The following is a 26,366-nucleotide window of genomic DNA, read 5'->3' as shown; positions in this document are numbered from 1 at the left end:
GGCTCGACGCCAGGATTAGGCCGGGCAGGGGCCGGTCGACTGGCGGACGATCAGCTCGTGCCGATGACTGCGGCACATGAGCGGGGCGGTGTCCTGGAGCTGGGCGACGACCATGTCGGCAGCGGCGACGGCCATGTCGAAGACCGGCTGGCGGACGGTGGTGATCGCCGGCCATGTGATCCGCGCGACCTCCGAATCGTCGAAGCCGGTGATCGACAGATCGCCGGGCACGGTCAGCCCGCTCTCCAGCGTGGCGATTAGCGCGCCGACCGCCATGTCGTCGTTCTGCGCGAGGATCGCGGTCGGCCGGTCGCGCCGGGCGAGCAGCGTACGCGCGGCAGCGTGCCCGCTTTCATAGGTGTAGTAGCCGGTCGCGATGCGATGGGCGGGCAGGGGAACGCCGGCGGCGGCGAACGCCTGCCGGAAGCCCTGCATCCGCGCATCGGCGGAGGCGTGGGTCGGATCGCCGCTGATGACCGCGATATCGCGGTGGCCGAGACGGATGACGTGCTCGGCGATCTCGCGGGCGGCGGAGACGTCGTCGATCAGGTTGCTGGGACCGGCCTCGATCAGCCGGGTCGGGGCGATGCGGGCGAAGCGGATGCCGGCGGTGGTGAGATCCTGCATGATCCGGGCGCTGTCCGACGCGGGCGGCGCGAGGACGACGCCGTCCAGCGCGGCGGAGCGGAGCAGCCCGACGACGTCGGCCTCGTGCTGCGAGATCGAGGCGATCGGAATCACGACGAGCCGGTAATGCTCGTCGCGCAGGCGCTCGAGCACGCCCTTCTGCAAATCGACCACATAGCTGGGCGAGGGATTCTCGTAGACCAGGCCGATCAGATGCGATCGGCGCTGCACCAGCGCCCGGGCCATCATGTTGGGATGATAGTCGACCGCGGCCGCGGCATCCTTCACCTTGCGGATGATGTCTTCGGTGACGTGCGGCTGGCCGTTCAGCACGCGCGACACGGTCTTGGTCGAGACGCCCGCATGCCGGGCAACATCAACGATCGTGGCGCGGCGATGAGACTGGACCATAGGACGATGTACGAAGCTCGGCCGCTTTGGTCCACTCCGGGCGGAAACTTGGTGAGGGACGGCCGTCCCGGAACGGTTGACAGCGTCGGACAAATTGCCTTGACACAGCGATGGGCACAGGCCGCCGCAGGCCGGCTGGCGACACCATGCCGTTGCGCGGACGGCGATGAGGGGAGAGGGGCGGGGTGGCATTCGGCATCGCAAGAGGCGCCAGGCTGAGCGGCTTCTCGGTCGGCGCCGAGCAGGAGCGGCTGTTGCAGGCCGATGGCGTGCTCGACGCGCCGGAAGAGCTGGTCGCGCTCGCCGCGGCAGCCGGCTATGCACCCGCCTTCCAGCCGACCGGCGGATATCCCGGCCTTCGGGCGGCCCTGCCCAATGCCTATATCGAAGCGATCGTCGATGTCCTGGTCGGGCCGATCGCGGAAGCCTTCGGCCTGGGCGCCGCGCGACCGGCTCGCGCCCAGGGCGCCTTTTCGCTGGTGACGCTCGCGCCGGAGGCGCTCGCCCCGCCCCAGCGCGCACCCCATGTCGATTCGGTCGATCCGATGCAGTTCGCGATCCTCCATTATCTCTGCGACCGCTCGGCGGGCGGCACCGCCTTCTACCGCCACCGTGCCACCGGGTTCGAGACGATCGATCGGAACCGGCGCGCCCGGTATGAGGCGGCGCGGGCCGCGGAGCCTGCACCGGAGGGCTATGTCGCCGACGGCGCCCCCTGGTTCGAGCAGATCGCGCATGTCGAGGCCGCGGTGAACCGCCTCATCGTCTATCGCAGCTGCCTGCTGCATTCCGGAACCGTCCCGGACCCGACGATGCTCTCGTCGGATCCGCGCCGCGGCCGGCTGACGGCCAACATCTTCCTCACGCTGATGCCGGCCTGACCGACGCCGGCCAAGTACCCGCACGGCGCCGCCAATCGATTGTAGCCGAATGCACCAGAGTTCGTCGCCGCCTGCCGGTAAAAGTCCGACATTATAAGATAACGGTTACATGGTCCGTATACTTTTATTGCGATTGACAACGTAGGACAACGGTCTAGGCATACGCGCCAGTTGGACCGGTTCGCAGAATAACTGTCGACGTCCCGAACGGAAGGGGAGGAAGCATGAGGGGTTTTCCATCACTAGGCGCGCTCGTCTGCACGACATCTGTCGGTGCGATGGCGCTGGTCCTGGCATCGCCGGCCGCCGCGCAGGTCGTCGGTGGCGGCGACGATACGAATGCGCCCGCGACCAATGCCCAGCCGGGTTCGGAGGACGCGCCGCGCACCGCCCAGGACGGCGCCGCGACGCCTCCAACGGACGGTTCGGGCGATGACATCGTCGTGACGGGTATCCGCGCCTCGCTTAACCGCGCGATCGACATCAAGCGCAACTCGAACGGCATCGTCGACGCGATCTCCGCCGAGGATATCGGCAAATTCCCGGACACCAATCTCGCCGAATCGCTCCAGCGCGTGACCGGCGTGTCGATCAACCGCGTCAACGGCGAGGGCGCAGAGGTGACCGCGCGCGGCTTCGGCGGCGGCTTCAACCTCGTGACCCTGAACGGCCGTCAGCTGCCCGCGACGAACCTCCAGGGCGTCGGCGGCGACCAGAGCGTCGATTTCGCCACGGCCACCGGACGCTCCTTCGACTTCGGCAATCTCGCCTCGGAAGGCGTCAGCACGCTCGAGGTCTACAAGACCGGCCGCGCGGCGATCCCGACCGGCGGCATCGGCGCGACGATCAACGTCATCACCCGCAAGCCGCTCGACTCGCGGCAGTCGGGCCTGTCCGGCTCGATCGGCGCCAAGGCGGTCTACGACACCAGCATCTCGAAGGACGAGGATGGCCTGGCCAAGGTCACGCCGGAAGTCTCGGGCCTCGTCAACTGGAAGAATGATAGCGATACCTTCGGTGTCGCCCTGTTCGGCAGCTACCAGAAGCGCAACTCGACCGCCGCCAGCTCGACGTCGAACGCCTGGAACATCCGCACGATCGACAATCCCGGCGACATCTTCGGCTCGAACACCGTGGTCAACAACCGGCCGCCGGCGGGCAGCCTGATCGCGTTCCCGAACGACGCGCGCTACCACTTCTCGGAATCGACGCGCGAGCGCATCAACGCCTCGGGCGTGCTGCAATTCCGCCCGGTCGAGAGCCTGCTGGTGACGGCCGACGTGCTCTGGGCGCAGAACCGCCAGAACGAGGCGCGGCAGGACCAGACCAACTGGCTCAACCGTCCGTTTGGCACGGTCACCTTCGACAACAGCCCGGTGCCGACCGCGACCGTCATCTCGCAGGCGGTGCCCGATCCGAAGGACACCGGCTACGAGCAGCAATATCGCGCCACCAAGGACAAGCTGCAGGAATATGGCCTGAACGCGGCCTGGGACGTGACCGACACGTTCAAGCTGGTCGCCGACATCCAGCATTCCAAGTCGCAGGCGCTGCCGGATGCGTCCAACGGCGCCAGCTCGACCCTGTTCTCGATGGGTGCGAACGTCGTCAACGGGCAGACGATCGACTGGACGCGCGGCTTCCCGACGATCACCGAGACGATCAACGACTGTCGGGCGCTGGCGACCAGCACCGGGCCGGGCCGGATCATCGGCAACTGCAACGGCCAGCTCGATGCCGGGGACCTCGGCACCCAGGTCGCCCGCACCAACTCGGCGCGCCAGATCCAGACCATCAACCAGGCGCAGCTGGGCCTGGGCTGGGACCTGGGCGGCGGCAGCAAGGCGGAGTTCGGCGGCAGCTATATCGACTCGAAGCTGCGCTCGACCCGCACCCAGACCCAGCAGACGCTGGGCGACTGGAGCATCAGCAATCCGGGCGAGGTCGAGGCGCAGGCCGCCAGCCTGATCAAGACCTTCTGCCTCGTCTGCAAGTTCGACCACTTCAAGCCCGGCGTCACCGGACCCGGCCTCAACGCCTTCCGCGGCAACGCGGTGGCGCTGACCAACATCTTCTCGCCGCTCTACGCGGCGCGGGGCAACCCGGTCACCGCCGGCTCCGCCAACGACGACAGCATCGAGGAGAAGATCGCCTCGGTCTACGGCCAGCTGACCTGGAAGGGGCAGATCGCCGGCGCGGACGCCACGCTGGTGGTCGGCGCCCGCTACGAGGTGACGAAGGTGCGTGCCTTCTCGCTCGTCAACGGTCCCTCGGCGATCATCTGGACGTCGGACAACGACTTCAACGTGCCCGGATCGTCGACCGCCTCGCCGCTGTCCGGTCGCGGCAGCTACGATAACCTGCTGCCCTCGATCGACTTCCAGATCTCGCCGTTCGAGAACGTCATCACGCGTGCCTCGTTCAGCCGCACGATCGCGCGGCCGTCCTATGGCGACCAGTTCGTCAGCTCGACGGCGGGTGCGGGCAGCCGGCCCACGCTGTTCGGCGGCCAGCCCAACGGAACGCGGGGCAATCCGAACCTGCGGCCGCTGGTCTCGGACAATTTCGACGTGTCCGTCGAATGGTACTTCAAGCCGTCGAGCTACCTCTCGGCCGGCTTCTTCGACAAGCGGGTGCGCAACTTCATCGGTACCGGCCTGTCGAACGGCAATCTGTTCGGCCTGCGCGACGCCACCACCGGGGCGGCGGGCTCGCGCTCCGGCACCGCGGCCGCGGCGCTCAGCCGGCTCGGCCTCGACCGGACCGACATCAACCTGTTCAGCTACACCGCACGGCTGATCCAGAACGGTGGCAACGTCGCCCAGACCGATGCCGACATCCGCGCCAACAGCACCGGCGTGTCGGTCAATCAGGGCTATTTCGACCAGCTGTCGCGCGCGGTCGACATCACGCCGGACGCCAACGATCCGCTGGCGAACTTCTCGATCGCCTCGCCGATCAACAATCGCGATGCCGAGATCTACGGCGCCGAGTTTGCGGGCCAGTATTTCTTCGGCGATACCGGCATCGGCGTGGCGGCGTCCTATACCCTGGTGCGCGGCAATGTCGGCATCGACGTGCTCGCCCCGCCGACATCGGATCAGTTCGCGCTGCTCGGCCTGTCCGACACGGCGAACGCCTCGCTCATCTACGACAAGAACGGACTGTCGGCGCGACTGACCTATAACTGGCGCGACAAGTTCCTGTCCGAGCTCGGGCGTGGCGGCACCACCGATCGCAACCCGGTCTTCTTCGCGCCGTACAGCACCGTCGACCTCAACGTCAGCTGGGACATCAGCCGGCAGATCGCGGTGTCGCTGGAAGGGATCAACCTGACCAGCGAGTCGGTGCGCAGCTACGGCCGCTCGAAGAACCAGACCTTCTTCGCGCAGGAGAACAAGCCGCGCGTGCTGGTCGGGGCGCGCTATCGTTTCTAGGGTTCCACCGGTTCATCTCCCCTCTGGGGCCACTCTTCGGAGTGGCCTTCTTTTTTTCCGGGGCGGTGCTTGATGGGCCAGATACCGAACGATACGCAATTGGGCCGAAGGGACTTTCAGGTCCCCGACCCGGAAAGACGCTGACGGCGATGAACCGCGTGCTGCTGAACAATGTCGATCATGCCGATCTGCGCGTCGCCATCCGCGCCGGCGCCGCCTTCGGCGACAGCGTCAACCAGCTGCCGATCTTTCCCTCGGAGTTCGAGGAGGCGCAGCGCGCCTTCCCCATCGTCTTCCGCGAGGAGGGCGGGGCGATCCAGCCCTATGCGCTGCTCGGTCTGGATCGCGACGAGAACCTGTTCCTCGACGGGGATCGCTGGACCAGCGCCTATGTTCCGGTCTTCCAGCGGCGCGGACCCTTTTCGATCGCGCTCAAGGGGGCGGGCGGCGACGGCGACGGCGAGCCGATGGTGCATATCGACCTCGACGACCCCCGGGTCGGCGATCCCGATGGGCTGCCCCTGTTCAAGGAACATGGCGGCAACGCCCCGCTGCTCGACCATATCACGGGCGTGCTGCGGACGATCTACGGGGGCATGGAAACGGTCGGCGAAGTGTGCGCCGCGTGGCGCGAGGCGGGCCTGTTGCAGGCGATCACCTTGCAGATCGCGCTTGACGACGGCGTCACCTATGAGGTGCCGGACATTCTGGTGGTCGACCGTCAGGCGCTCGCCGACCTGACCGGCGACGCGCTGGAGCGCCTGCATCGTCGCGGCCTGCTGGAAGGGGCGATGCTGGCCGCCGCCTCGCTCGGCAACGTCCAGCGGCTGATCGCGCTCAAGTCGGCGCAACGGGCCGCGGCGTGACGGGGACGGCCGGTTCGGCGATCACGGCCGCGCGCGTGGCGGAGATCGACGCGGCGCAGCTGGGCGGCGCGCATCCCAGCACGCTCGTGCGGCGCAACCAGCCGGTGATCGTCCGCGGACTGGTGCATGACTGGCCGATCGTCGCAGCCGGAAGCCGGGGGGCGGGGGCCGCGGCCGACTATCTCCTGACCTTCTACAGCGGCCGGCCGGGCGTCGGCTACACGGCGCCGGCAGGGGCGGGCGGCCGCTTCTTCTACGACGACGGCCTGACCCGGCTGAACTTCGCCGCGGCGCGGGTTCCACTCGACGATTTCGTGCGGCAGATGCTGACCGACGGGACCGGCGACAGCTTCTATGTCGGCTCGACCGATCTCGACCAGTTCTTCCCCGGGTTCGCCGCGGCGGGCAACGACCTTCCGTCAAACGATCCGGCCTTCGCACAGGCGTTGCGCAGCATCTGGATCGGCAACCGCACGATCGCGTCGGCGCATTACGACATGTCGAACAACATCGCCTGCGTCGCGGTCGGCCGCCGGCGTTTCACCCTCTTTCCGCCGGATCAGATCGCCAACCTCTATCCCGGCCCGCTCGAGCCGACGCCGGGCGGCCAGGTCGTCTCGCTGGTCGATTTCCGCGCGCCCGACCTCGACCGCTTCCCGGCCTTTGCGGAGGCGCAGCGCCACGCCCTCGTCGCCGAGCTCGAGCCCGGCGATGCCGTGGTCTATCCGGCGCTCTGGTGGCATCATGTCGAGGCGCTGTCCGACTTCAACGTCATGATCAACTATTGGTGGAACGAGGCGCCGGGGTTCATGGACTCCCCGATGACGACCATCCTGCACGGCATGCTGAGCCTGCGCGACCGGCCCCCGGCCGAGAAGGCGGCCTGGGCGGCGATGTTCGACTATTACCTGTTCGGCCCGGCGGATCGCCCCGCCGCGCACCTGCCGGCGGCGGCGCAGGGGCCCCTCGCGCCGCTCGACGCGCGCTCGGCCCGCCGGCTCCGCGCGCAACTGCTGCAACGGATCAATCGGTGACCGGCACACCGCGACCCCGCCGCATCGTCATCGCCGGCGGCGGCACCGCAGGCTGGCTGGCGGCCGCGATCCTGACCCGCCAGCTCGGTCCCTTCGCGGACGTGACGCTGATCGAATCCGACGAGATCGGCACGGTCGGGGTCGGCGAGTCGACCATCCCGACCGTGCGCGCCTTCCACGCGCTGATCGGCGTGGACGAGCGCGAGTTCGTGCAGGCGACGGGCGCCAGCTTCAAGCTGGGCATCTCGTTCGAGAACTGGGCCTTCGACGGCGATCGCTACTTCCACTCGTTCGGCGATGTCGGCCAGTCGACCTGGATGAGCGACTTCCACCATTTCTGGCTGGAAGCGCAGGCGCGGGGAGAGGCCGAGCCGTTCGGCGCCTATTGCTACGAACATGAGGCCGGGCTGGCCGAGCGCTTCGCGATCGGCGGCTCGCCGGCCCTCAACTACGCCTATCACTTCGATGCCGGCCGCTATGCCCAATTCCTGCGCGGCAAGGCCGAGGCGAACGGTCTGACCCGGATCGAGGGCCGCATCGACCGGGTCGTGCGCGACGCCGAGAGCGGCGACATTACCGGCCTCGTCCTCGCCGACGGACGGGAGGTCGGCGGCGACCTGTTCTTCGACTGCACCGGTTTTCGCGCGCTGCTGATTGGCGAGGCGCTGGGCGTCGGCTTCGAGGATTGGAGCCACTGGCTGCCGACCAACCGCGCGCTCGCCATGCAGACGGCGGCGGTCGAGCCGGCGCGGCCCTATACCCGCGCGATCGCGCACGACGCGGGCTGGCGGTGGAAGATCCCGCTCCAGCATCGCGTCGGCAACGGGCTCGTCTATTGCGCCGACTATCTGAGCGACGCCGCCGCGCACGAGCGGCTGCTCGCCGGCGTGGAGGGCGAGCGGCTGATCGAGCCCCGGCTGATCCGGTTCCAGACCGGCCGGCGCAAGGCGGCCTGGAGCCGCAACTGCATCGCGCTCAGCCTCGCCAGCGGCTTCGTCGAGCCGCTCGAGTCGACCAGCATCCACCTGATCATGATCGCGCTGACCCGGTTCCTCCAGCTCCTTCCGGCCGGCCGGCCGAGCGAGGCCGCGATCGCGCGCTTCAACGAACAGGCGGCGCGCGAAATCGAGGGCGTACGCGACTTCATCATCCTCCATTATCACGTCAACGACCGCCCCGAGCCCTTCTGGCGCGACCGGCGCGCCATGCCGATCCCCGACGGTCTCGCAGAGCGGATCGCCCTGTTCCGCGACAGCGCCCATGCCTATCAGGCCGATCACGAACTCTTCCGCGTCGCCTCCTGGCTTCAGGTGATGCTCGGCCAGAGATTGAAGGCGGCGAGCCACCACCCGCTGGTCGGGTTGATGCCCTCGGCCCAGCTGAAAGCAGTGCTGGACGGGATGCGCGAGTCGATCGCGGGCGCGGTCCGGGCGCTGCCGGCGCACCAGCGCTTCCTGGACTCCTATTCCGCCTGAGCCGGCGCGTCGCCAGCCTTCGGATTTGCTAGACCACGGATATTGACCCGCTTTCCGAATGTGCCAAGCTGCGCGCGGCACTGATGGTCGGGGGAGATCACAGGGTGGGGCGACGCTTCGGGAACAGCGCAGGCTTGGCCGCGGCGGTGCGTCGGTGACCGAGCGCTTCGCCGCCTTCATCAGCTATAGCCATGCCGACGCCGCCGCCGCGCGCTGGCTGCACCACCGGCTCGAGACGTTCCGGATGCCGCGCGCGCTGGTCGGCACCGAGACCCCGTTCGGCCCGGTCCAGCGGCGCTTGCTGCCGTCCTTCCGCGACCGCGACGAGCTGGCGGCGAGCGGCGACCTGGGCGGCGAATTGCGCGCGGCGCTTGCCGCCTCGCGCTTCCAGATCGTGCTGTGCAGCCCCAGGGCCGCCCAGTCGAAATGGGTCAACGAGGAGATCCTCAGCTTCAAGCGACTGCACGGCGAGCAGCGCACGCTCGCCCTGATCCTGTCGGGCGAGCCCTATGCGGGGGACGCGCGCGAATGCTTCCCGCCGGCGCTCCGCTTCCGGCTGGGGGCCGACCAGAGCCTGTCGGACGCGCCCGCCGAACCGATCGCCGCCGACATGCGTCCGGGCAAGGACGGCCGGCGGCTGGCGCTGCTCAAGATCATCGCCGGCATCGCCGGCGTGCCGCTCGATGCGCTGGTCCGCCGCGACGCCGCGCGGCGGCAGCGGCGGCTGATGTGGGTCACCGCCGCGTCGCTGGCGGTGGCGGCGGTGACGATCGGCCTCGCCATCTATGCCGAGGGCCAGCGCCGCGTGGCGGTCCGCCAGCGCGAACTCGCCGACAAGAGCCTCGATTTCCTGATCGGCACCTTCCAGATCGCCAATCCCGCAACCGAGAACCCCCGCACGATCACCGCGCTGACCATCCTCGACCGGGCGAGCAGACGCGCCGCCGGAGAGCTGTCCGACGAACCCGGCGTGAGCGCGCGCCTGTTGCGGGCGACGGGGGAGATCTACGCCAATCTCGGCGTGGCGAAGGAGGCGGAGCGCGATCTGAAGATCGCTCTGGCCCGCTTGCCCCCGAGAGGCGAGGAGCGTGCGCGTGCGATGCTCTTGCTGGCGCGCATCTATCGGCAGCGGGGTGACGCAGCAGCCAGCACGCGGGCAATCCAGGCGGCGACCGGAAGCTACGATCGCGGTAGCCCCGATGCCGACGAACTCGATGCGGATGTCGCCGAGAGGCGGGGGCGAATCGCGACGCTGGAAGGGAATTACCTGGCCTCGGCAGACCTGCTTGGTGAGGCTGCGCAGCGCTACGTCGCGTTGCCCGGCGATCATCGCGAGGATGCTGCACGCGCTTGGCTCAACCAGGGGGAAGCGCTGCTCCAGATCGGCCGGATCGCCGAGGCGGAACGGGTGTTCAGCCGGGCGAGAACCGTGTTTGCCGGGCTCTTTGGTCGCGACCATGTGCGCACCGCAGACGCGATCCGCAATCAGGCGCGCGCCGATCTGGAAGCGGGGCGTCTGGACTCTGCACGCCGGCGCGCGGACGAGGCGCTCGCCATCTACGAGCGCGTCCTGGATCCCGGCCATCCACTGATCGGGATGGCGCTGATATTGCAGGGCAGAGTATTGACCAGAGCGGGACAGACGGGGCCGGCCCTGCAGAGCTTCGATCGCGCGCGAGACCTTTACGGCAAGTTGTACGGGCCGCAGAGCTTCCAGGTTGCCGACGCGCAATTCTATGCCGCACAGGCCGATCTGATCGCGCGACGTCCGCAGGATGCATTGTCGCGGGCGGACTTCGTCAAAGCCGTCTACGACCGCGAATATGGGCCCGACGATCCGGATCAGGCGGAACTCCTCGAACTGCGATCGCGGATCCTGCTCGCCGCGGGACGGAAGGCGGATGCAGCGCAGGCCTGCCGGTCGGCACTCGCCCTGAGGCAGCGGATCCATGCCAAGCCCGGAAGCGAATCAGCGCGGCAGCCCTGTTCCTCCCTGACCTGACCTGGCGCCAGGCTGTAACGGGCCAGCGCCTCGATGTCGCCCGAGTGCGGATAGTGAGCCTGAGATAATAGGACTCACGCGCTTTCCAATTTGCAGGAATATGGTAAATGCTTTGGAAACCGGGGGGTTTTCCATGGCTACGTTCGCGAACCGCATTCTCACCATCGCCGCCTCAGTCATGCTGGGTGCGTCGATGGCAACGCCCGCCTCTGCCGCCGATCTGTTCACGATCAACAGCGTGCAGGTCATCAATACATATTCCTATACGTTTGGCGACGTGCAGCCGCCCCCTACGACCGGTGGGGACACGGCGACTATTCTGCAGTCCGACCAGCGCCCTGTCCCGACTTCACAGCTCGGTGTGGATTATGTCGGGCAAGCGACCAAAGACAGCTTCTATTTCCTGCACAATGATTACTGCGTCGGCAAATGCCAGATATCGTCGAGCACCACGATCCGCTTCGAGATCGAGATACAGGATGTGGGCGACGTCGAGGGGCTTCGCTTCGACTCGTTGATCACGCCGGGCCACCTCGCGCTGGTGGGCCTTGGCAGCTACGAATATACCGCGGCGTCGTTCGCATTTACGGTGAGCAGGACCGGCATCGTGCGGGGCGAAGCGGTTCCCGGTACGAATATCCTCTACACCGCAAACGGCAATGCCAATATTTCGGGCCTGAGCGTCACGGACGATTACGGCACGGATCCGTTCAGAGGCACGATCACGGGCACCAATGGTGGCGCCGGTCTCTATTATGACTGGAGCGCGACGCCGCTATCCGTCGAACTCGGGGGAATCACGGGCGGCGAGCGCTTCTATGTGGATTATACGGCAAGCTATTCGGTCGAGTCGTTCAATACCTGTGTGGACATATTGAACTGCAACGCCGCGCAGGTCGTCTTCGGCGACCCGCGTACCACCGGCGGCGGCACGGACAATATCACGCAAAGCGCCGCCCGCGCCTTCTTCGCGAGCGAGCCGACCATCGACGGCGGCGTCCATGCCGTGATCACCCGCGAATATGATGCGAGCCTCATCCCCTATGGGTTTTTCGCCTCCGGCTCCGACGGCAACATCGACACGCCCGCCGAAAACGCACCCATCACCTATGTGGGCAACTATCTTCCGAGCCTGATCGATACCGCTCCGATGACCGGCGTCCCAGAGCCCACGACCTGGGCGAGCATGGTCGTCGGCTTCGGCGTGATCGGCGGCGCGCTGCGGCGGCGGCGTGGCGGGCGGCGGATGGCCGCTTGAGCGCAGGCGGCCAACCCGCGCCGGCGGGCGTGCCGGCCGGGGCAGCGCCGATCGCGGTCGGAATCACCGGTCACCGGCCCGACCGGCTTCTGGCCATCGATCCCGCCGAACTGCGCGACCGGCTCGCCGCGCTGCTGCGTGCGATCGAGGCGGCGGCCGCGCCGGGCAGCCGGTTCCGGCTGGTCGGCAGCCTCGCCGAGGGCGCCGATATGCTGGCCGCAGACGCCGCGCTCGCGGCCGGCTGGCAGCTCGACACGATCCTGCCCTTCGCCCGCGAGGACTATGCGCAGGACTTCGACGCTGCCCCGGCGGCGGAGCTGCGGCACCGGCTGGACCAGTCCGCTAATGTGCTGGAGCTGCCGGGGCGGCGCGACGAGCCGGGCGGCGAGGCCGCGGCCTATGAGCGCGCCGGCCGGGTCATGCTCGGTCAGAGCGATGTGCTGGTCGCGATATGGGACGGCGATCCTCCGCGCGGACGCGGCGGCGCCGCCCAGATCGTCGCCGAGGCGGTCGCGCAGGCCATCCCGGTGCTCGTGCTGCGGCCGGACGGATCGCAGCCGCCGCTGCTGCTCTGGAGCGGCCTCAACGATCACGAGTCGGGGCCGGAGGCGTTGGACACGGTCGCGCGCGGGACCGCGGGCGATCTGCCGCGGCTGATGGCGCGCCTCGACTCGATCCCGGCCCCCGCCGGCGCGGCCCCGGCGCGGCGCGCAATGCGCGATGCGCCGCCGCTGCTGGCGATCGCCTATCCGCTTCTGCTCGCGGTGACCGGGGTGCGGCGCTTCCGCCTCGCCGACCTCCGCCGGCCGTGCCCGGCCGGGCGAACCGCCGCCACCGATCCGGCCAAGACGTTGCAGACGCGGATCGACGAGCAGCTCTGGCCGCGCTTCGACGCCGCCGATTGCGAGGCGAGCCTCGCCGCACAGCTGTTTCGCAGCGCCTTCGTCAGCAGCTTCGCGCTCGCCGCCCTCTCGGTGACGCTCGCGCTGCTCGGGCTGGTCGTCCCGACCGCGGTGAAGCCGTTCCTGGCGGCGGGCGAGTTCCTGTCGATCGCGCTGATCCTGATCATCACCCACTGGGGATCGCGCGCCAACTGGCATGGCCGCTGGCTCGAGCAGCGGACGCTGGCGGAGGAACTGCGCTGCCTCGCCGTCTCGGCCTCGCTCGGCGACCTGTTCCTGCGCGGCGTGCGCGCCGAGGAGAGCGCCGGGGCCGGGCGGCAGCGGCGCGACATCGCCCGGCGGATCGCCCTGCCATCGGGCCGGATCGACGCCGCCTATCTCGGCGAAGCGCATGACAGCCTCGTCGCGCTGCTCGACGACCAGATCGGCTATGTGGAGCGCGAGTCCGGGCGCATGCACCGGCTGGAACATCGCCTGCATCGCTTCGGCGGTCTGCTGTTCACGATCACCGCGCTGGTCTGTGTCTGCGTGCTGGGCGTCGAGCTGGTCTGGACCTTCCTGCTGCACGAGCCGGGGGTCGAACATGCGCTGCCGCTCGGCGTCACCGTGGTGAGCGCGTCGCTGCCCGCGATCGGCGCGGCGGTGTACGGCATCCGGATGCAGGGCGACTTCGCGGGCGCCGCCGAGCGCAACGCCGCGCTGGCGACGCAGCTGACCGCGCTGCGCCGGATCGCTCAGGACGAGCCGCCGGAGTTCGATGCCCTGCGCCGCCTGATCCGGCGGACGGCGGAGATGCTGACCGCGGACGTCTCGCAATGGAGCCGGGCCACGCGCGCGCGGCCGCTCAGCCTGCCGGGCTAAGGTCGCCGCGCCGGATGATTGCCGCCGACGCAGCGACCGTCGTGCCCGTCATTTCGCCGTGACGGGCACCTTGGCGAGTTCGGTGTCGATCTGCCGCAGCTTGGCGTCGGTCAGCGCCGGCATATAGGGCTGGAGCGCCTCCAGCGTGACGCCGCGGGCCATGCCGAGCTGCGGGCTGGCGAGCAGGTCCGGCACCTCGCGCTGGAGGACCGCCTTGGCGCCCGGATTGTCGAGCAGCGTCCCTACCGGCGTCGTCAGCGAGGTATATCTGCCCGAGGCGGTGGCGGCGGCGAGCCGCTGCTTCGCGCCGTCGATCTCCGCGCCCCAGGGATCGCGTGCGGCGACCGACCGGCCGTCCGCGGTGAAGTCCATGATCAGGTCGTTGGCACGCGAGAAGCGGCCCCAGGCGGGCAGGCCGGCACCGTTGGGATCGCCCGTCTTCGCGAAATTCACCACGTAGCGGCTGATCTGCCGTCCGACCTGATTGTCGCGCGGCGTCGTCTTGTCGCCATATTTGATCGCCTGGGTGTCGAAGAAGAAGGGGATATCGGTGGCATGCTGTGCGCCCGGCTGACCCACCGAATCCGCGACGTAGGAGAAGCGATATTCGTAGACGGGCACGCCCTTGTCCGCGATCGCCCCGGACGCCTCGCGCGCCCCGGCGATCATGAAGCCCGACTTGCCGCCCATGTCGGCGCTGGTCGCCCCGATCACCGTCGGCACCCGGGCGAACCGGTCCCCGGCATAGGCCGGCGCGAGGTCGACCACGACCTTCCCGTCGACGAAGGGTCCGGTATTGGTCGGCGGCCCCGCCTTGGGCTGGAACATCTGCATCATGCTGAGCCCGTCGGTCACTTCCTCGGCGCTCAGCGCGCGCAACCGGGCGAGCGCATCGGGCGCCGCCGGATCGATATTCTTCGAACGGGCGAAGTTCGCGCCGATCTGCTCGACATCGGCGAGCCGCCGCCCGTCGAGCTGGCCGTTGCCGCCCGACATGACGAACGCCTTGCTGAACAGGCCGCGCGCGAGCGGCGAGGTGTTGAGCATGTGCACCGACATGCCGCCAGCACTCTCGCCGATGATCGTGACATTGGCCGGGTCGCCGCCGAAGGCCGCGGCGTTCTGCCGCACCCATTTCAGCGCCGCGATCTGGTCCATGATCCCGTAATTGCCCAGCATCCCGCCATCGGCATCCGCCTGGGTCAGCTGCGGCAGCGCGAAGGTGCCGAAGCGGCCGACGCGATAGTTGAAGCTGACGAACATCACGCCCTGCCTGGCGAGGTTCGCACCCGAATAGGTCGGCGGAGAGGCGCCGCCGTTGACGAAGCCGCCGCCATAGATCCACACGATGACGGGCAGCTTGCCGGTGGCGTTCGCCGGCTTCCAGACATTGGCGTAGAGGCAGTCCTCGGCCGGGGTGGTGCCCAGCGGCGCCGCATCGCTGGGAAAGGGCACCTGCATGCAGTCGTGCGAATAGGCGGATCCGTCGCGCACGCCGGTCCAGGCGGCGGCGGGCTGGGGCGCGCGCCAGCGCAGCGGACCGACCGGCGGCGCGGCGAAGGGGATGCCCTTCCAGCTCGCCACGCCGTCCTCGACCGTGCCGCGCACCTGGCCCTTGTCGGTCTTCACCACGGGGCCGGCCTGTTGTGCGGCGAGCGGGGCAGCGGTGGCCGTCAGCAGCGCCGCCGCGGCGAGCAGCATCTTGGGCGAGGGCATGGTCGTGTCTCCGACTGGGTTGCAGGATCGGAGAGTGGCGCAATTCGAAGGGCTTTGTCACCTGGCGTGTGACGCTCGCGGCGAAATTGCCGGCGGCGGACGGGACGTGGTCGCGCCCGCCGCACCAGCTCACGGGATCAGCCGCTCGGCCCGCAACCGCTCGAACAGGGCGAAGAAGGCATCGTCCGTCGGCTGGTAACCGGTGAAGCCCAGACGGCGGCTCTTGCTCATGTCGGTCACCACCTCGATCGGCCGGCCCAGATCGGCGTCGGTGTGCCAGGGCGAGGCCAGGCGATCGAGCCGAGGCTCGGCAAGCCCCTCGCGCAGCGCGATATCGCGCCACGGACCGGCATCTTCGGCCATCTGCTGCTCGAGGGGACGGACGGTGCCGTCGAACGGAACGGCCTCGACCCCGAACCAGTCGGCGATGCGGCTCCACATCCATTGCCAGCGGAAGACGTCGCCGTTGACGACGTTGAACGCCTGGTCGTGCGCGGCGTCCGTGTCGGCGGCCCAGAGCATATGGCTCGCCAGCAGCCGCGCGTCGGTCATGTCGGTCAACCTGGACCATTGCGCTTGCGAGCCGGGGAACAGGAAGGGGCGCCCCGCCTCGCGGCACAGGGTCGCATAGACGGCCAGCGTCGTTCCCATGTTCATGGCGTTGCCGACCGCCAGGCCGATCACGGTATGCGGACGGTGGACGCTCCAGCTGAAGCCGTCGCGGGCGGCCGCGGCGAACAGCGCATCCTCCTGCGCATAGTAGAAGTTCTCGACGTCGAGACGGCCCTGTTCCTCGCGGAACGGCGTCTGCGGCAACACGCCCTGTCCATAGGCCTCGAACGGACCGAGATAATGTTTGAGCCCGGTGACGAGCGCGACATGGCGCGGGCCGGTCGGGCGGGGCAGGGCGTCGAGCAGGTTGCGTACCATCGCACCGTTGACCCGGATATTCTCCGCCTCGCTGTCCTGCCGCAGCCAGGTGGTGATGAACACGGCGTCGGGATTGAGTGCCGCGAGCGCTGCCGCGGTCGCTTCCGCATCCTGCAGGTCGGCCGCGACCGGATCGACGCCGGGAAGGTCGACCGGCCGGCGCGCCAGGGCGTGCACGTTCCACCCCCGCTCGCGCAGCAACGCGGTCGTCGCGCTGCCGACGATCCCGCTCGCGCCCACCACCAATGCCGTCTTCGCCATAAAAGTCTCCTTGTCGTTCGAAGAGTTAGGCAGCGATGGCGACCTATTCCAGACGCACCATCTGCGCCTGGAAGCCCGAGGGGGTAAGCCGATGCGGCCCGGGACATCCGAGCGGAGCTGGCGCGAACCCGGCCGGGCGCTCGCTCCGGCACGATCGCGGCTGTCGGCCGTTAACTGGCAAATCTTTCGTTTCCAACGGCTTGTTGGTCGATTGCGTGGCCGCGCAGGGGAGAAGGCAGCATGATCCAGTCCAGCGACGTCGCCGGCGTCGGAGCGCGCTCGCCGCTCGGGGTTCCCAAGGCCGGATGGCTCGCGATCCTCAGGCGGACATGGGCGGAGACCGGAGCGGACAACATCGGGCTGATCGCGGCCGGCATCGCCTTCTACATGTTCGCGGCGATCATCCCGGCGCTGGGCGCCGTCGTCCTCAGTTATGGCCTCTTCGCAGACGCCGAGACGGTCCGCCGCAATGTCGAGGCGATCTTCGCGGCGGTGCCCCGCGAGGCTGCGACCATCATCACCGAGCAGCTGCTCGCCGTGATCAAGAGCGCCAAGGACAAGCAGGGGCTCGGGCTCGTCCTCGCGCTCGGCATCGCCTATTACGGTGCCACCAAGGGCGCATCGGCGATCACCACCGGCCTGAACATCGCCTATGATGTCGAGGAGCGGCGCGGCTTCGTGCGCAGCCTCGCGCTCAACCTCGCGATCGTCGCCGGCGGCGTCGTTCTGGTCCTCGCCGCGGTGCTGGTGACGGCGCTGCTCGGCTTCCTCGAAAGCCTGGTGCCCGACGCGCCCGCCATGCTCCTGTCGCTGATCCGCATCGCGGGCTATCTGCTGCTCGCGACGCTCGTCGTCACCGCGGCGGCGATCCTGTTCCGCTTCGCGCCCGATCGTCGCCAGGCCCGCTGGGTGTGGCTGTCGCCCGGCGCGATCCTGGCGACGGTGGCGTGGCTGGCTGGCACGTCGCTGTTCGGGATCTACGTGTCCAACATCAGCGACTATGGCGCGACCTATGGATCGCTCAGCGCGGTGGTCGTGCTGCTGACCTGGCTGTGGCTGACCGCCTATGTGTTCCTGCTGGGCGCAGAGCTCAATGCCGAGCTCGAGCGGCAGGTCCGCGGCGATGCCGGACCGCCCGACGCGCAGCCCGGCACAAGATGAGCCGAGGTCGGCCCTGTCCGTCCGCCCGGACAACGTCCAGGGGCCTTGGGGGCACCGGTGTACCGAACGACCTCTGATCCACTCGATATGAAGCGATCGTCATTCCGGAGGAGGCGAGACCTTTCAATAAACGCCGTCATCCCCGCGAAGGCGGGGATCCATATCCTCTGACGTTTTTGAGTAATGCGGCACGCTCCCGCGCGTCTGGATCCCCGCCTTCGCGGGGATGACGGAAAATAGACTTCTGGAAAGGTCTCGCAAAGGCTGGGATCTCCTGGCGGTGGCGCAAGGCAGCAACGGCGCGAGGCCTCGGCCTGCACTGGAGCGACGATGAGGATGCCTCGTTCCGATCCTGAACTCATCTCGAACGGATCGGCGCGAGGTCCCCCCGCTAGCCCAGCCGCTCCATGACCGACAGCAGATCGTCGACGCTGCCGGTCGCGAAGGCGCTGTACTCGTCACCGATGGCGTAGGGCAGCAGGATGCGGCGCTTGTGGAGCAGCGCGCCGCAGCTGTACGTCACGTTGGGCACGTATCCGCCGCGCTGTTCGGCGGAGGGGAACAGCAGCGGCGAGGGCGTGCGCGCCAGCACCTTGGCGGGATTGTCCTTGTCGAGCAGACAGGCGCCGACGCAATAGCCGCGCACCATGCCGACGCCGTGGGTGAAGACGAGCCATCCCTCGTCTATCTCGATCGGCGAGCCGCAATTGCCGATCTGCACGAACTCCCAGGGGTATCGCGGGCCCATGATCCGCATCCCCTCGTCCCAGGTATAGAGATCGTCTGAGTAGAGGAGCCAGACGTTCACATTGTCCTGCCGGCCGAGCATCGCGAAGCGCCCGCCGATCCGGCGCGGGAACAGCGCCATGCCCTTGTAGCTCGCCAACGATCCGGCAAGCGCCCGCATCTCGAAGGTCCGCTCGTTGATGCCGCGCAGCAGTTCGCAGCGGGCGCTGCTGCCGTCGAAGGCGGTGTAGGTGCCGATCACGCTCTCGACCCCGTCATGATCGGTGAAGCGGACGAGGCGAAGGTCCTCCACGCCCGAGCGCTGGCTGGGCAGGATCGGGAAGATCACCGTTTCCGACACGTCCTCGCTGTCGTCCGCCCGCATCTTCACCCAGCCGTCGTCGTCGCTGTCGATGCGCGGCGGGACGCCCTGCTCGCTCGGAGAATCGACGACGAGGCCGGCGCCGCCGTCCCAGGTGCCGGTGCGGAAGGTGACCGACGAGATGTGCCCCTCACCGACGCCGCGCAGCGAGAGGAGGAAGCGGACGCTGTCGTCGCCGGCATCCTGATCGGGCAGGGTGACGATGCTGGGATTGAACAGCGCCGCCGATTCGAACGCATATTCCTGGCTGAAATAGGCCCCGATCAGCAGCCGGTCGCGTTCCACCACGACATCGGTCCCCAGATCCTGCTTCACCTCCTCGAACCGACGCAGGAAGACGCCGTCGACATGGCGGTGCCGTGACTGCATCGATGCCAGCAGCAGCTTCAGCATGCGGTCGCGGGTGGTCTCGTCGAGCGCCATGACGCGCCGGGCCACGTCCTGCGCGCGCGTCGGCTTGCGATCGAAGGCGGCGGGATAGCCGAAGCTGAAGGGGCGGATTACCGTCCGCGACGGATCCGGCTTGAGTTCGATGTCGAGCTTGGTGAATACGTCCGCCGCTTTCATCCGCTAGCTTCCTTGTTGTCGCTCGCGCTGAACGCCGGACTGCGCTCGCCTGCTCCATGCTGCGGGGAGAATCCGGATCCTGTGCCGCCGGGACCAGAAGGTCACCGGCGCGTCGTTCCGCCCGGTTTCGGGACAGGGATACCGGGCGCGCTCGGGCGATCGATCCGGGGTTCGCCGGACGCGGTCCATCGCACCCGGCTCAGATAGGGCGCCCGCCGCGCCGTGCAGCCCATATTCGCCGCGGGATTGCCGTGGAACACGATCCACTGTTCCCGTCCGTCCGGGGACCGGAAGAAGCCGTTATGGCCGGTGGCGAAGACGCCGTTCGCGCTCGACAGCACGGGTGCCGGCGATTTGGTCCAGGCTGTCGGCGACAACAGGTTCGATCCTTCCGCGCGAAGGAGCCCGAGCGCATAGTTGTCGGACCAGCATGCGCCTGCCGAATAGGTGAGAAACACCTGCCCGCGGGGCCCCGCCAGGAACTCCGGGCCTTCCATGATCTGCCGTCCGCCCTGGTTCTCGAAGGGCCGATCGGCCCTGCCGATCACGACCTCCTCGCCCGCGATCGTCCAGGGATCGGACAGCCGGGCGAGGGCGATGCCGCTAACGGCGCCGAGATAGGGTGAATAGGCGAAGTAGAGCGTTCCCAGATGTTCGAACACCGTGCCGTCGATGCCGGCGCGCGCGGTGTTCACGCGACCGCGGTCGATCCATTCTCCCTGGAGCGGATCGGTCGACTCGTTCTCGAGCACGAAGACGCCGCGATGCGCGTCATCGTCGAAGCCGGACGCCGTGGCCGAATAGTAGAGGTACCATTTGCCGTTGAGCCGGTGGAGCTCGGGCGCCCAGATCGCATGCGCGTTCGGGCCCTGGGCCGGAGGCGTCCAGATGGTTCGATACTCCGCGTGTCCGAGATCGGTCACGTCACGCGTCCGCCACAGCCCGATCCTGTCGCCCAGCGTATGGGTGTAGTAATAGACGCCACCGACCTGCGTGACCCAGGGATCGGGCCCGGACGACAGGATGGGATTGATGAAGGTCGCGCCCTCTGTCTGGGAACGCATGGCGGGGCGATCCGCGGCCGCACAGGCGGCCAGCGCGCTCGAGAACCCCGCAACGAGAGGCGCAACCTTGTACCAGGAATGCATGATGCTCGTGTCCGCCTGCCCGTCCGTGCTGCCCTGGGCGAGCATCCTTAGAGGATGCTGATCGATAAGCCACGGATTCGAGCCGGAAATGTGACGCTCTATGGCTCAGGCGTGGTCCGGCGCCGTGCGCCGTCCGGCATGAACGTCTCCCGCCCCGTGGCCGCATTGCACAGGCAGGCGAGGGATGTCCGCAGGGCTGGCGCAGGCTCTGGTTGTCAACGCTTCATCCCACAGGAGTGGATGCGCGGCTTCCACTCCTGCGATGCTCTATCGGCGAAGCCTCTCGGGGTGACCCCTCGGGCGGCGACGTGACCGCATACGCCACGCGAAAGCCGATGTGCGACGTCGGCAGGTCCTGCTCCTGCGCCTGAAAGGCGGCGGGACGGAAGTTGGCGCAATAGTTCGTCGCGCACAGATAGCTGCCGCCCTTCACCAGCCCGACCGCCTCGTCGCCCGCCACCCATTCCCAGACGTTGCCGACCATGTCGAAGATGCCCCATTCGTTCGGGGCGAAGCAGCCCACCGGCGCGAGGCCGGGATAGCCATCCTCGGCAGTGTCCTTGATCGGGAAGACGCCCTCCCACACGTTGGCGCGCGGCTTGCCCACGTCGTCGAACGCCCAGTGGCTTGGCTCGCGCATCTCCCGCTGCCGGCCGCGCGCGGCATGTTCCCATTGCTCCAGCGTCGGCAGAGATCCGCCCGCCCAGCGGGCATAGGCAGCGGCATCGGCGCGATCGACATGGACGACCGGCTCGTCCCAACGCGCGGCAAGATCGCTGGCGGGCCCGCGCGGATGCCGCCAGTCGGCACCTTTGACGAAACGCCACCATTGCGAGGCGTCGTCCAGCGCCACGGGTTCGGTCGGTGCTACGAACATCGCCGAAGCGCCCTCGCGCTCGGCGCGGGTCCGGTAGCCGGTCGCCGCGACGAAGGCCGCGAACTGGCGATTGGTCACCTCATGCGCGTCGATGCGAAACGCGGCGACCCGGATGGGGCGGCCCGGCCTGTCGGATCCGTCCTCGCCGAGCAACACCGTCCCGGCCGGGACGGTTACCGTCGCATCCCCCACCAGACAGCGCGGCGCCGGCGGCGTTTGCGCTCCGATCGAACTGGCGCCGAGGAACGCCAGCAGCAGCGCCGCGACCCGCATCAGGGCTTGGCCGTCGCTGCCGGCGCCGGCGACGCGTCGGCCGGCAGCGGCACCACGCCCCTGGCCTTCGCATAGCCTTCATAAGCGGCGACCAGTTCGGTCAGCCGCGCAGGCTCGGCCTGCGCCAGATCCTTGGTTTCGCCAGGATCGGCGGCGACGTTGAACAGCTGCCAACGCCCGGTGCTGACGCCCGTTCGCGTGTAGCGATTGGTCCCCGCAGGAAGGAATACCACCTTCCAGTCTCCCTTGCGCAATGCGCGGCGGAAGAAGAGTTCGTAGCCCAGCGTGTCTTCGGCGCCGCGGATCGCACTCGCCCGGTCCGCCAGGATAGGTCGCAGGCTGCGGCCCTCGTGCGGCAGGATCGGATGTCCTGCAAACTGGGCGGGCTGCTTCAGCCCCGCGAGGTCGAGCAACGTCGGCGCAACGTCGCGGACGTCGAGATTGGCGTTCGCGATGCGTCCGCCGCCTGCCACGCCCTTGCCGGTTGCAAAGGCGGTGACGCGGATGCCGCCCTCCGTCGTATAGCCTTTGACCAGCCAGGAGGGGACGGAGTTCGCCTGTGCCCAGCCGGGGCCATAGCCGACATAGCTCGTTCCCGTGCCGATATTGGCGAGGCTGTTGTCGATTCGCAGCGAGGGGTCGGGGGCGGCCGGCGCGTCCGGGTTTCCGGTGGTCGGTGCCGCGCCCGGCTTGGCCGCCTTGAAACGGCCGGTCGGCGCCTCGATCACGTTGCCTTCCGGCCCGTTGTCGGCGAAGAACAGGATCACCGTGTTCTCGTAGCGGCCCTGCGCCTTCAGCGTGGCGATCACGCGCCCGACATTCTGGTCCATCCGGTCGACCATGGCGGCGTAGACCTCCATCTTCCGCGCCTCGATCGCCCGCTCCTCGACGCTGAGCGACGCCCAGGGACGGGCCAGTTCGACCGTGTGCGCCACCACATCGGCGGGAACCAGCCCCAGTGCCTTCTGGCGGTCCAGCCGTGCGGTGCGCAGGGCTTCGTACCCGGCGTCGTAGCGGCCCTTGTACTTGGCGATCGTCTCCGCCGGCGCCTGAAGCGGCCAGTGCGGCGTTGTAAAGGGCAGATAGGCGAAAAAGGGGCGCCGATCGCCAGCCTTCGCCGCGCCGTCGAGATAGCCGATCAGTCGATCGGCAAAATAGTCTGCCGAATAGCGACCCTTGGGAAGCGAGGCCGGCTTGCCGTCGTCACGATAGCTTGGTGCGAAGCCGGCGTTGGCCCATGCGGCATTCTGGTCCTCGCCGAAATGGTTCGACAGCCCCTCGAGAAGCGCGAAGCTATGCTCGAAACCGCGCGCAGCCGGCTCGCGCTCGGGGGTCAGGCCCAGATGCCATTTGCCGGCCATGAACGTTGCGTAGCCGCCTGCGCGCAGCAATTCGGCGATCGAGGCGACACGGTCGTTGAGGTATCCCTCATAGCCCGGCCGCCCGCGGGTCGCGTCGCCCAGAAGCTCGGCCATCGTGCCGAGGCCCGCTTCGTGGTTGTCGACGCCGCTCATCAGCATCGATCGGGTCGGCGAGCAGGTCGGTGCGGTGTGGAAGCCCGTGAAGCGCACTCCCGACAGGGCCAGCGCGTCGAGATTGGGAGTCGCGATCTCTCCGCCGAAGGCACCCAGATCCGACCAGCCGAGATCGTCGGCGACGATGACCAGGAAGTTGGGAGCATCTCGCGCCGGGACGGCCGCCTGGGATGGGGGCACGGCTCGGGTCTGCGCGAAGCTGACGGCGGGGGCCGCCATCATCAGCGCCGAGACGGTGATCGCTGCGTGAAGGTTTCGGCGGTTCATATCGGCTCCCATCGATGAGGCCCGGTCGCGGGTCACAGCCGGCATAGCGGGCGACGGCGCAGCGACAATGAACATTCTCTACCAATTTAGTAGGAATTACTTCTTTCGTTTCGCAGGTGCAGCGACCTAGCCATGCGGAGGCGGCGGCGCCGCATCCGAGTTCCTGATCGAAAGACCGTTCATGCCAAAACGCCTCGCTTCCGCCGGTCATACCCTTCTTCTCGCCGGCGCGGCCCTGATCGCACAGCCGCTATGGGCACAAGGACCGACGATCGTCACCGGTAGCGATATTGGCGGGGCCGCCGCCAGCGAACCGGACGTGACCGGCGCGGACGATGACCAGGCCGGGCAGGACATCCTGGTGACCGCGCGTCGCCGCACGGAGAAAAGTCAGGACGTGCCGATCGCCATCAACGCGTTCGGCTCGGCGCAGATCGAGTCCACCCGGACCTATAATCTGCGGGACCTGCAGCAGCTCACCCCGAGCCTGGTCGTGACCAATACCAATCCGCGCAATACCAGCATCAACATCCGCGGCCTTGGCAACAACGTCGCCGTCTATAATGACGGGCTGGAGCCGGCCGTCGGGGTGTACCTCGACGGTGTCTATCTCGCCCGGCCCGGGCAGACCGTGTTCGACCTGGCCGACCTCGAGAGAATCGAGGTGCTGCGCGGGCCGCAGGGCACGCTGTTCGGCAAGAACACCTCCGCGGGGGCGGTGGTCGTCACGACGAAGCAGCCGACCTTCGACTTCGAGGCGGGCGGCGACGCCAGCCTCGGCAATTTCGACTTCCGGCAGCTCCATGCCTATGTGTCCGGGCCGCTGACCGACACGCTCGCAGCGCGCCTGTTCGTGTCGAAGACGGATCGCGACGGATTCACGCGCAACCGGTTCGACGGGCGGTACGGCCAGGACTTTCACGATCTGAATCTGCGCGGCCAGCTGCTCTACAAGCCGACCGACCGGCTGACGCTGCGGGTGATCGGTGACTGGGGACGGCAGCGATCGTTCACCGCTGGCACCATCCTGCTCGGTGCGATCCGCAGCTACGACAATGGCGTGACCTTCGCGAACAACTTCTACGATCGCGCCGCGCGGCTTGGCTATTCGGCAGTCCCGGCCGATCCCGACCTGCGCACGACCGATGTAGACGCCAATCCGCGCTACCGGATGAACCAGTACGGCATCAACGTGACGACGGACCTCGACCTCGGGCAGGCGACTCTGACCTCGGTGACCGCCTTTCGCGCCTGGAACTGGTACCCGCACAATGACGGCGACAGCACGAGCCTGGACGCCGGCACCGATTTCCACCAGAGTAACAGGCAGAAGCAGGTCAGCCAGGAACTACGGGTCGCGTCCAACGGCGACCGCCGCGTCGATTATGTCGCCGGCCTCTACTATCTCTACCAATCGATCGACGCGGAGGCGGTGAATCTCTACGGCAGCCGTGCCGCGGACTGGTTCCTGGCGCCCGCCACCAACGCCGCCGTCGGCGCCGCCGCGCTCAACGGCTATGACGTGGTCAGCCACTCGCGCCCCGTCACCGACAGCTATGCCGCCTTCGCACAGACGGTGTGGCACGTTACGCGGGCGCTCGATCTCACCACCGGCCTGCGCTATACCTACGAGACCAAGTCCGGCTATTTCGACCAGATCGCGACCGGAGCATCGCTGGCCGGGCTGTCCACGGCGCAACAGGCCGCGGCGCAGACGATCCGCAGCCGATACGGCCTGGCGAATTTCTACACGGCGGACACCAAGGCTGGCCGTCTGTCCGGACAAGCGACCTTGTCCTGGAAGGTCGCGGCGCCGTTGCTGACCTACGTCACCTATGCACGCGGCAACAAGTTCGGCGGATTGAACCTCGCCAACATCACGACGACCGGCCAGTTCGCAGCCAATCCGGTGATCAAGCCAGAGACGATCGACAGCTACGAGGCGGGGGCGAAGACCAGTTGGGCCGGCGGCCGCCTCATCGCCAATGTCGCCGCATTCTGGACGAACGTGCGCGACTACCAGACGACGATCGTCGATATCGACCGCAACGGCGTCAGCTTCTTCACCAACGCCGCCAAAGTGCGCACGCGCGGCTTCGAGGCCGATATGCGCACCGCGCCGACACGATGGCTGACACTCTATGGCTCGGGCACCTACGACGATGCGCGCTACATCTCCTACGCCAACGCGCCGTGCCCGATCGAGATCACCGGCCAGGCGATCTGCGATCTGAGCGGGCGTCGACTGCCCGGCGTCTCGAAATGGTCGGCGTCCGCCGGCGGCGAGATACGAACGCCGCTGGGCCAGACGCAGGGACGCGACACGGAATTCTATCTGGGGTCGGACTATAGCTATCGGTCGGAGACCAATACCAGTGCCAGCCTCAGCCGCTATTCGACCATCCCGGCGTACGATCTGGTAAATATCCGCTTGGGTTTCCGGACGCTGGACGGGCTATTCGACATCCAGCTCTGGGGCCGCAATATCGGCGACACGCGCTATTTCCTGTCCCGCGGAGCGGCCAATACCGGCGCGATCACCGGAACGCTCGGCGACCCCCGCACCTATGGCGTGACGCTGCGTACCAGATTGTGATCCATGATCTGCGAGCGACCCGGGACTGACGGGCGGGCGACGTTGGTCGCGCTCTTTCGGCTTCCCGTACTGCCGATAAGCGAGCGGCGGCGATCGCCTTCGACCCAGTTGCAGGAAAGGAGTTGTGAGATCGGGGCTACCCCGACTTTGCCGGGCTTGATCAAGGCAGAAGA

The 26,366-nt window shown here is 68.1% G+C and carries 17 protein-coding genes; 10 read left to right on the top strand and 7 right to left on the bottom strand.

Annotated elements, in window-relative coordinates:
- Window positions 1-15: 15 nt before the first annotated feature.
- Window positions 16-1,038, bottom strand: a complete 1,023-nt coding sequence (locus IEX18_RS04075; protein WP_188657342.1) for a LacI family DNA-binding transcriptional regulator — start codon at window positions 1,036-1,038, stop codon at window positions 16-18.
- A 185-nt stretch (window positions 1,039-1,223) separates the two neighbouring features.
- On the opposite strand from IEX18_RS04075, the gene IEX18_RS04070 reads away from it, so the two are divergent.
- The 8 genes from IEX18_RS04070 (at window position 1,224) to IEX18_RS04035 (ending at window position 13,754) form a co-directional block, all read left to right on the top strand.
- Window positions 1,224-1,919 (top strand): DUF6445 family protein, encoded by a 696-nt coding sequence (locus IEX18_RS04070; protein WP_188657341.1) that lies wholly within the window; start codon window positions 1,224-1,226, stop codon window positions 1,917-1,919.
- A gap of 224 nt (window positions 1,920-2,143) precedes the next feature.
- Window positions 2,144-5,356: a TonB-dependent receptor gene (locus tag IEX18_RS04065; RefSeq protein ID WP_188657340.1), complete on the top strand. Its 3,213-nt coding sequence runs from the start codon at window positions 2,144-2,146 to the stop codon at window positions 5,354-5,356.
- Between the two features lie 149 nt (window positions 5,357-5,505).
- Window positions 5,506-6,222, top strand: coding sequence for a SapC family protein (locus IEX18_RS04060; protein ID WP_188657339.1), 717 nt, complete (start codon window positions 5,506-5,508; stop codon window positions 6,220-6,222).
- Window positions 6,219-7,256, top strand: a complete 1,038-nt coding sequence (locus IEX18_RS04055; RefSeq protein WP_229664350.1) for a cupin-like domain-containing protein — start codon at window positions 6,219-6,221, stop codon at window positions 7,254-7,256. The genes IEX18_RS04060 and IEX18_RS04055 overlap by 4 nt, the downstream gene beginning before the upstream one ends.
- Window positions 7,253-8,731, top strand: coding sequence for a tryptophan halogenase family protein (locus IEX18_RS04050; protein ID WP_188657338.1), 1,479 nt, complete (start codon window positions 7,253-7,255; stop codon window positions 8,729-8,731). Before IEX18_RS04055 ends, IEX18_RS04050 begins: the two co-directional genes overlap by 4 nt.
- 154 nt (window positions 8,732-8,885) lie before the next feature.
- Window positions 8,886-10,733: a tetratricopeptide repeat protein gene (locus tag IEX18_RS04045; protein ID WP_188657337.1), complete on the top strand. Its 1,848-nt coding sequence runs from the start codon at window positions 8,886-8,888 to the stop codon at window positions 10,731-10,733.
- Window positions 10,734-10,866: 133 nt separating this feature from the next.
- A complete protein-coding gene (locus tag IEX18_RS18525) occupies window positions 10,867-11,991 on the top strand; it encodes a PEPxxWA-CTERM sorting domain-containing protein (protein WP_229664349.1) in 1,125 nt (374 codons plus the stop codon).
- Window positions 11,988-13,754: a hypothetical protein gene (locus tag IEX18_RS04035; RefSeq protein ID WP_188657336.1), complete on the top strand. Its 1,767-nt coding sequence runs from the start codon at window positions 11,988-11,990 to the stop codon at window positions 13,752-13,754. The genes IEX18_RS18525 and IEX18_RS04035 overlap by 4 nt, the downstream gene beginning before the upstream one ends.
- A 48-nt stretch (window positions 13,755-13,802) precedes the next feature.
- Here IEX18_RS04035 and IEX18_RS04030 read toward each other — a convergent pair whose 3' ends face one another.
- Together IEX18_RS04030 and IEX18_RS04025 are read right to left on the bottom strand one after the other, a co-directional pair.
- The gene (locus IEX18_RS04030; RefSeq protein ID WP_188657335.1) at window positions 13,803-15,470 is read right to left on the bottom strand and encodes a carboxylesterase/lipase family protein; all 1,668 of its coding nucleotides are present in this window, start codon (window positions 15,468-15,470) and stop codon (window positions 13,803-13,805) included.
- A 129-nt stretch (window positions 15,471-15,599) separates the two neighbouring features.
- On the bottom strand, window positions 15,600-16,661 hold the full coding sequence (locus IEX18_RS04025; RefSeq protein WP_188657334.1) for an SDR family oxidoreductase: 1,062 nt from the start codon (window positions 16,659-16,661) through the stop codon (window positions 15,600-15,602).
- A gap of 240 nt (window positions 16,662-16,901) precedes the next feature.
- Between IEX18_RS04025 and IEX18_RS04020 the strand changes: the two genes are divergently transcribed.
- Window positions 16,902-17,822: a YihY/virulence factor BrkB family protein gene (locus IEX18_RS04020; protein ID WP_188657333.1), complete on the top strand. Its 921-nt coding sequence runs from the start codon at window positions 16,902-16,904 to the stop codon at window positions 17,820-17,822.
- A 391-nt stretch (window positions 17,823-18,213) separates the two neighbouring features.
- Here IEX18_RS04020 and IEX18_RS04015 read toward each other — a convergent pair whose 3' ends face one another.
- The 4 genes from IEX18_RS04015 to IEX18_RS04000 all read right to left on the bottom strand — a co-directional run bounded on the left by IEX18_RS04015 (window position 18,214) and on the right by IEX18_RS04000 (window position 23,597).
- Window positions 18,214-19,497, bottom strand: a complete 1,284-nt coding sequence (locus IEX18_RS04015; protein ID WP_188657332.1) for a glycoside hydrolase family 130 protein — start codon at window positions 19,495-19,497, stop codon at window positions 18,214-18,216.
- A 101-nt stretch (window positions 19,498-19,598) separates the two neighbouring features.
- Window positions 19,599-20,561, bottom strand: a complete 963-nt coding sequence (locus IEX18_RS04010; protein ID WP_229664348.1) for a glycoside hydrolase family 43 protein — start codon at window positions 20,559-20,561, stop codon at window positions 19,599-19,601.
- Between the two features lie 307 nt (window positions 20,562-20,868).
- Window positions 20,869-21,795 (bottom strand): SUMF1/EgtB/PvdO family nonheme iron enzyme, encoded by a 927-nt coding sequence (locus IEX18_RS04005; RefSeq protein WP_188657331.1) that lies wholly within the window; start codon window positions 21,793-21,795, stop codon window positions 20,869-20,871.
- A complete protein-coding gene (locus IEX18_RS04000) occupies window positions 21,795-23,597 on the bottom strand; it encodes an arylsulfatase (RefSeq protein ID WP_188657330.1) in 1,803 nt (600 codons plus the stop codon). Before IEX18_RS04000 ends, IEX18_RS04005 begins: the two co-directional genes overlap by 1 nt.
- Before the next feature lie 181 nt (window positions 23,598-23,778).
- On the opposite strand from IEX18_RS04000, the gene IEX18_RS03995 reads away from it, so the two are divergent.
- Window positions 23,779-26,193 (top strand): TonB-dependent receptor, encoded by a 2,415-nt coding sequence (locus IEX18_RS03995; RefSeq protein WP_188657329.1) that lies wholly within the window; start codon window positions 23,779-23,781, stop codon window positions 26,191-26,193.
- Window positions 26,194-26,366 lie beyond the last annotated feature (173 nt).

The sequence above is a fragment of the Sphingomonas metalli genome (assembly GCF_014641735.1).
Lineage (GTDB): Bacteria > Pseudomonadota > Alphaproteobacteria > Sphingomonadales > Sphingomonadaceae > Sphingomonas > Sphingomonas metalli.
The sequence above is the reverse complement of the archived record's forward strand: the minus strand, read 5'-3'. Positions and strand labels throughout refer to the sequence as shown.

Bases quoted from the DNA above. Each gene is read 5' to 3' on its own strand.
- IEX18_RS04060 (WP_188657339.1), top strand. From the start codon at position 5,506: ATGAACCGCGTGCTGCTGAACAATGTCGATCATGCCGATCTGCGCGTC.
- IEX18_RS03995 (WP_188657329.1), top strand. From the start codon at position 23,779: ATGCCAAAACGCCTCGCTTCCGCCGGTCATACCCTTCTTCTCGCCGGC.
- IEX18_RS04075 (WP_188657342.1), bottom strand. From the start codon at position 1,038: ATGGTCCAGTCTCATCGCCGCGCCACGATCGTTGATGTTGCCCGGCAT.
- IEX18_RS04030 (WP_188657335.1), bottom strand. From the start codon at position 15,470: ATGCCCTCGCCCAAGATGCTGCTCGCCGCGGCGGCGCTGCTGACGGCC.
- IEX18_RS18525 (WP_229664349.1), top strand. From the start codon at position 10,867: ATGGCTACGTTCGCGAACCGCATTCTCACCATCGCCGCCTCAGTCATG.
- IEX18_RS04065 (WP_188657340.1), top strand. From the start codon at position 2,144: ATGAGGGGTTTTCCATCACTAGGCGCGCTCGTCTGCACGACATCTGTC.
- IEX18_RS04005 (WP_188657331.1), bottom strand. From the start codon at position 21,795: ATGCGGGTCGCGGCGCTGCTGCTGGCGTTCCTCGGCGCCAGTTCGATC.
- IEX18_RS04025 (WP_188657334.1), bottom strand. From the start codon at position 16,661: ATGGCGAAGACGGCATTGGTGGTGGGCGCGAGCGGGATCGTCGGCAGC.
- IEX18_RS04015 (WP_188657332.1), bottom strand. From the start codon at position 19,497: ATGAAAGCGGCGGACGTATTCACCAAGCTCGACATCGAACTCAAGCCG.
- IEX18_RS04020 (WP_188657333.1), top strand. From the start codon at position 16,902: ATGATCCAGTCCAGCGACGTCGCCGGCGTCGGAGCGCGCTCGCCGCTC.
- IEX18_RS04010 (WP_229664348.1), bottom strand. From the start codon at position 20,561: ATGCGTTCCCAGACAGAGGGCGCGACCTTCATCAATCCCATCCTGTCG.
- IEX18_RS04000 (WP_188657330.1), bottom strand. From the start codon at position 23,597: ATGAACCGCCGAAACCTTCACGCAGCGATCACCGTCTCGGCGCTGATG.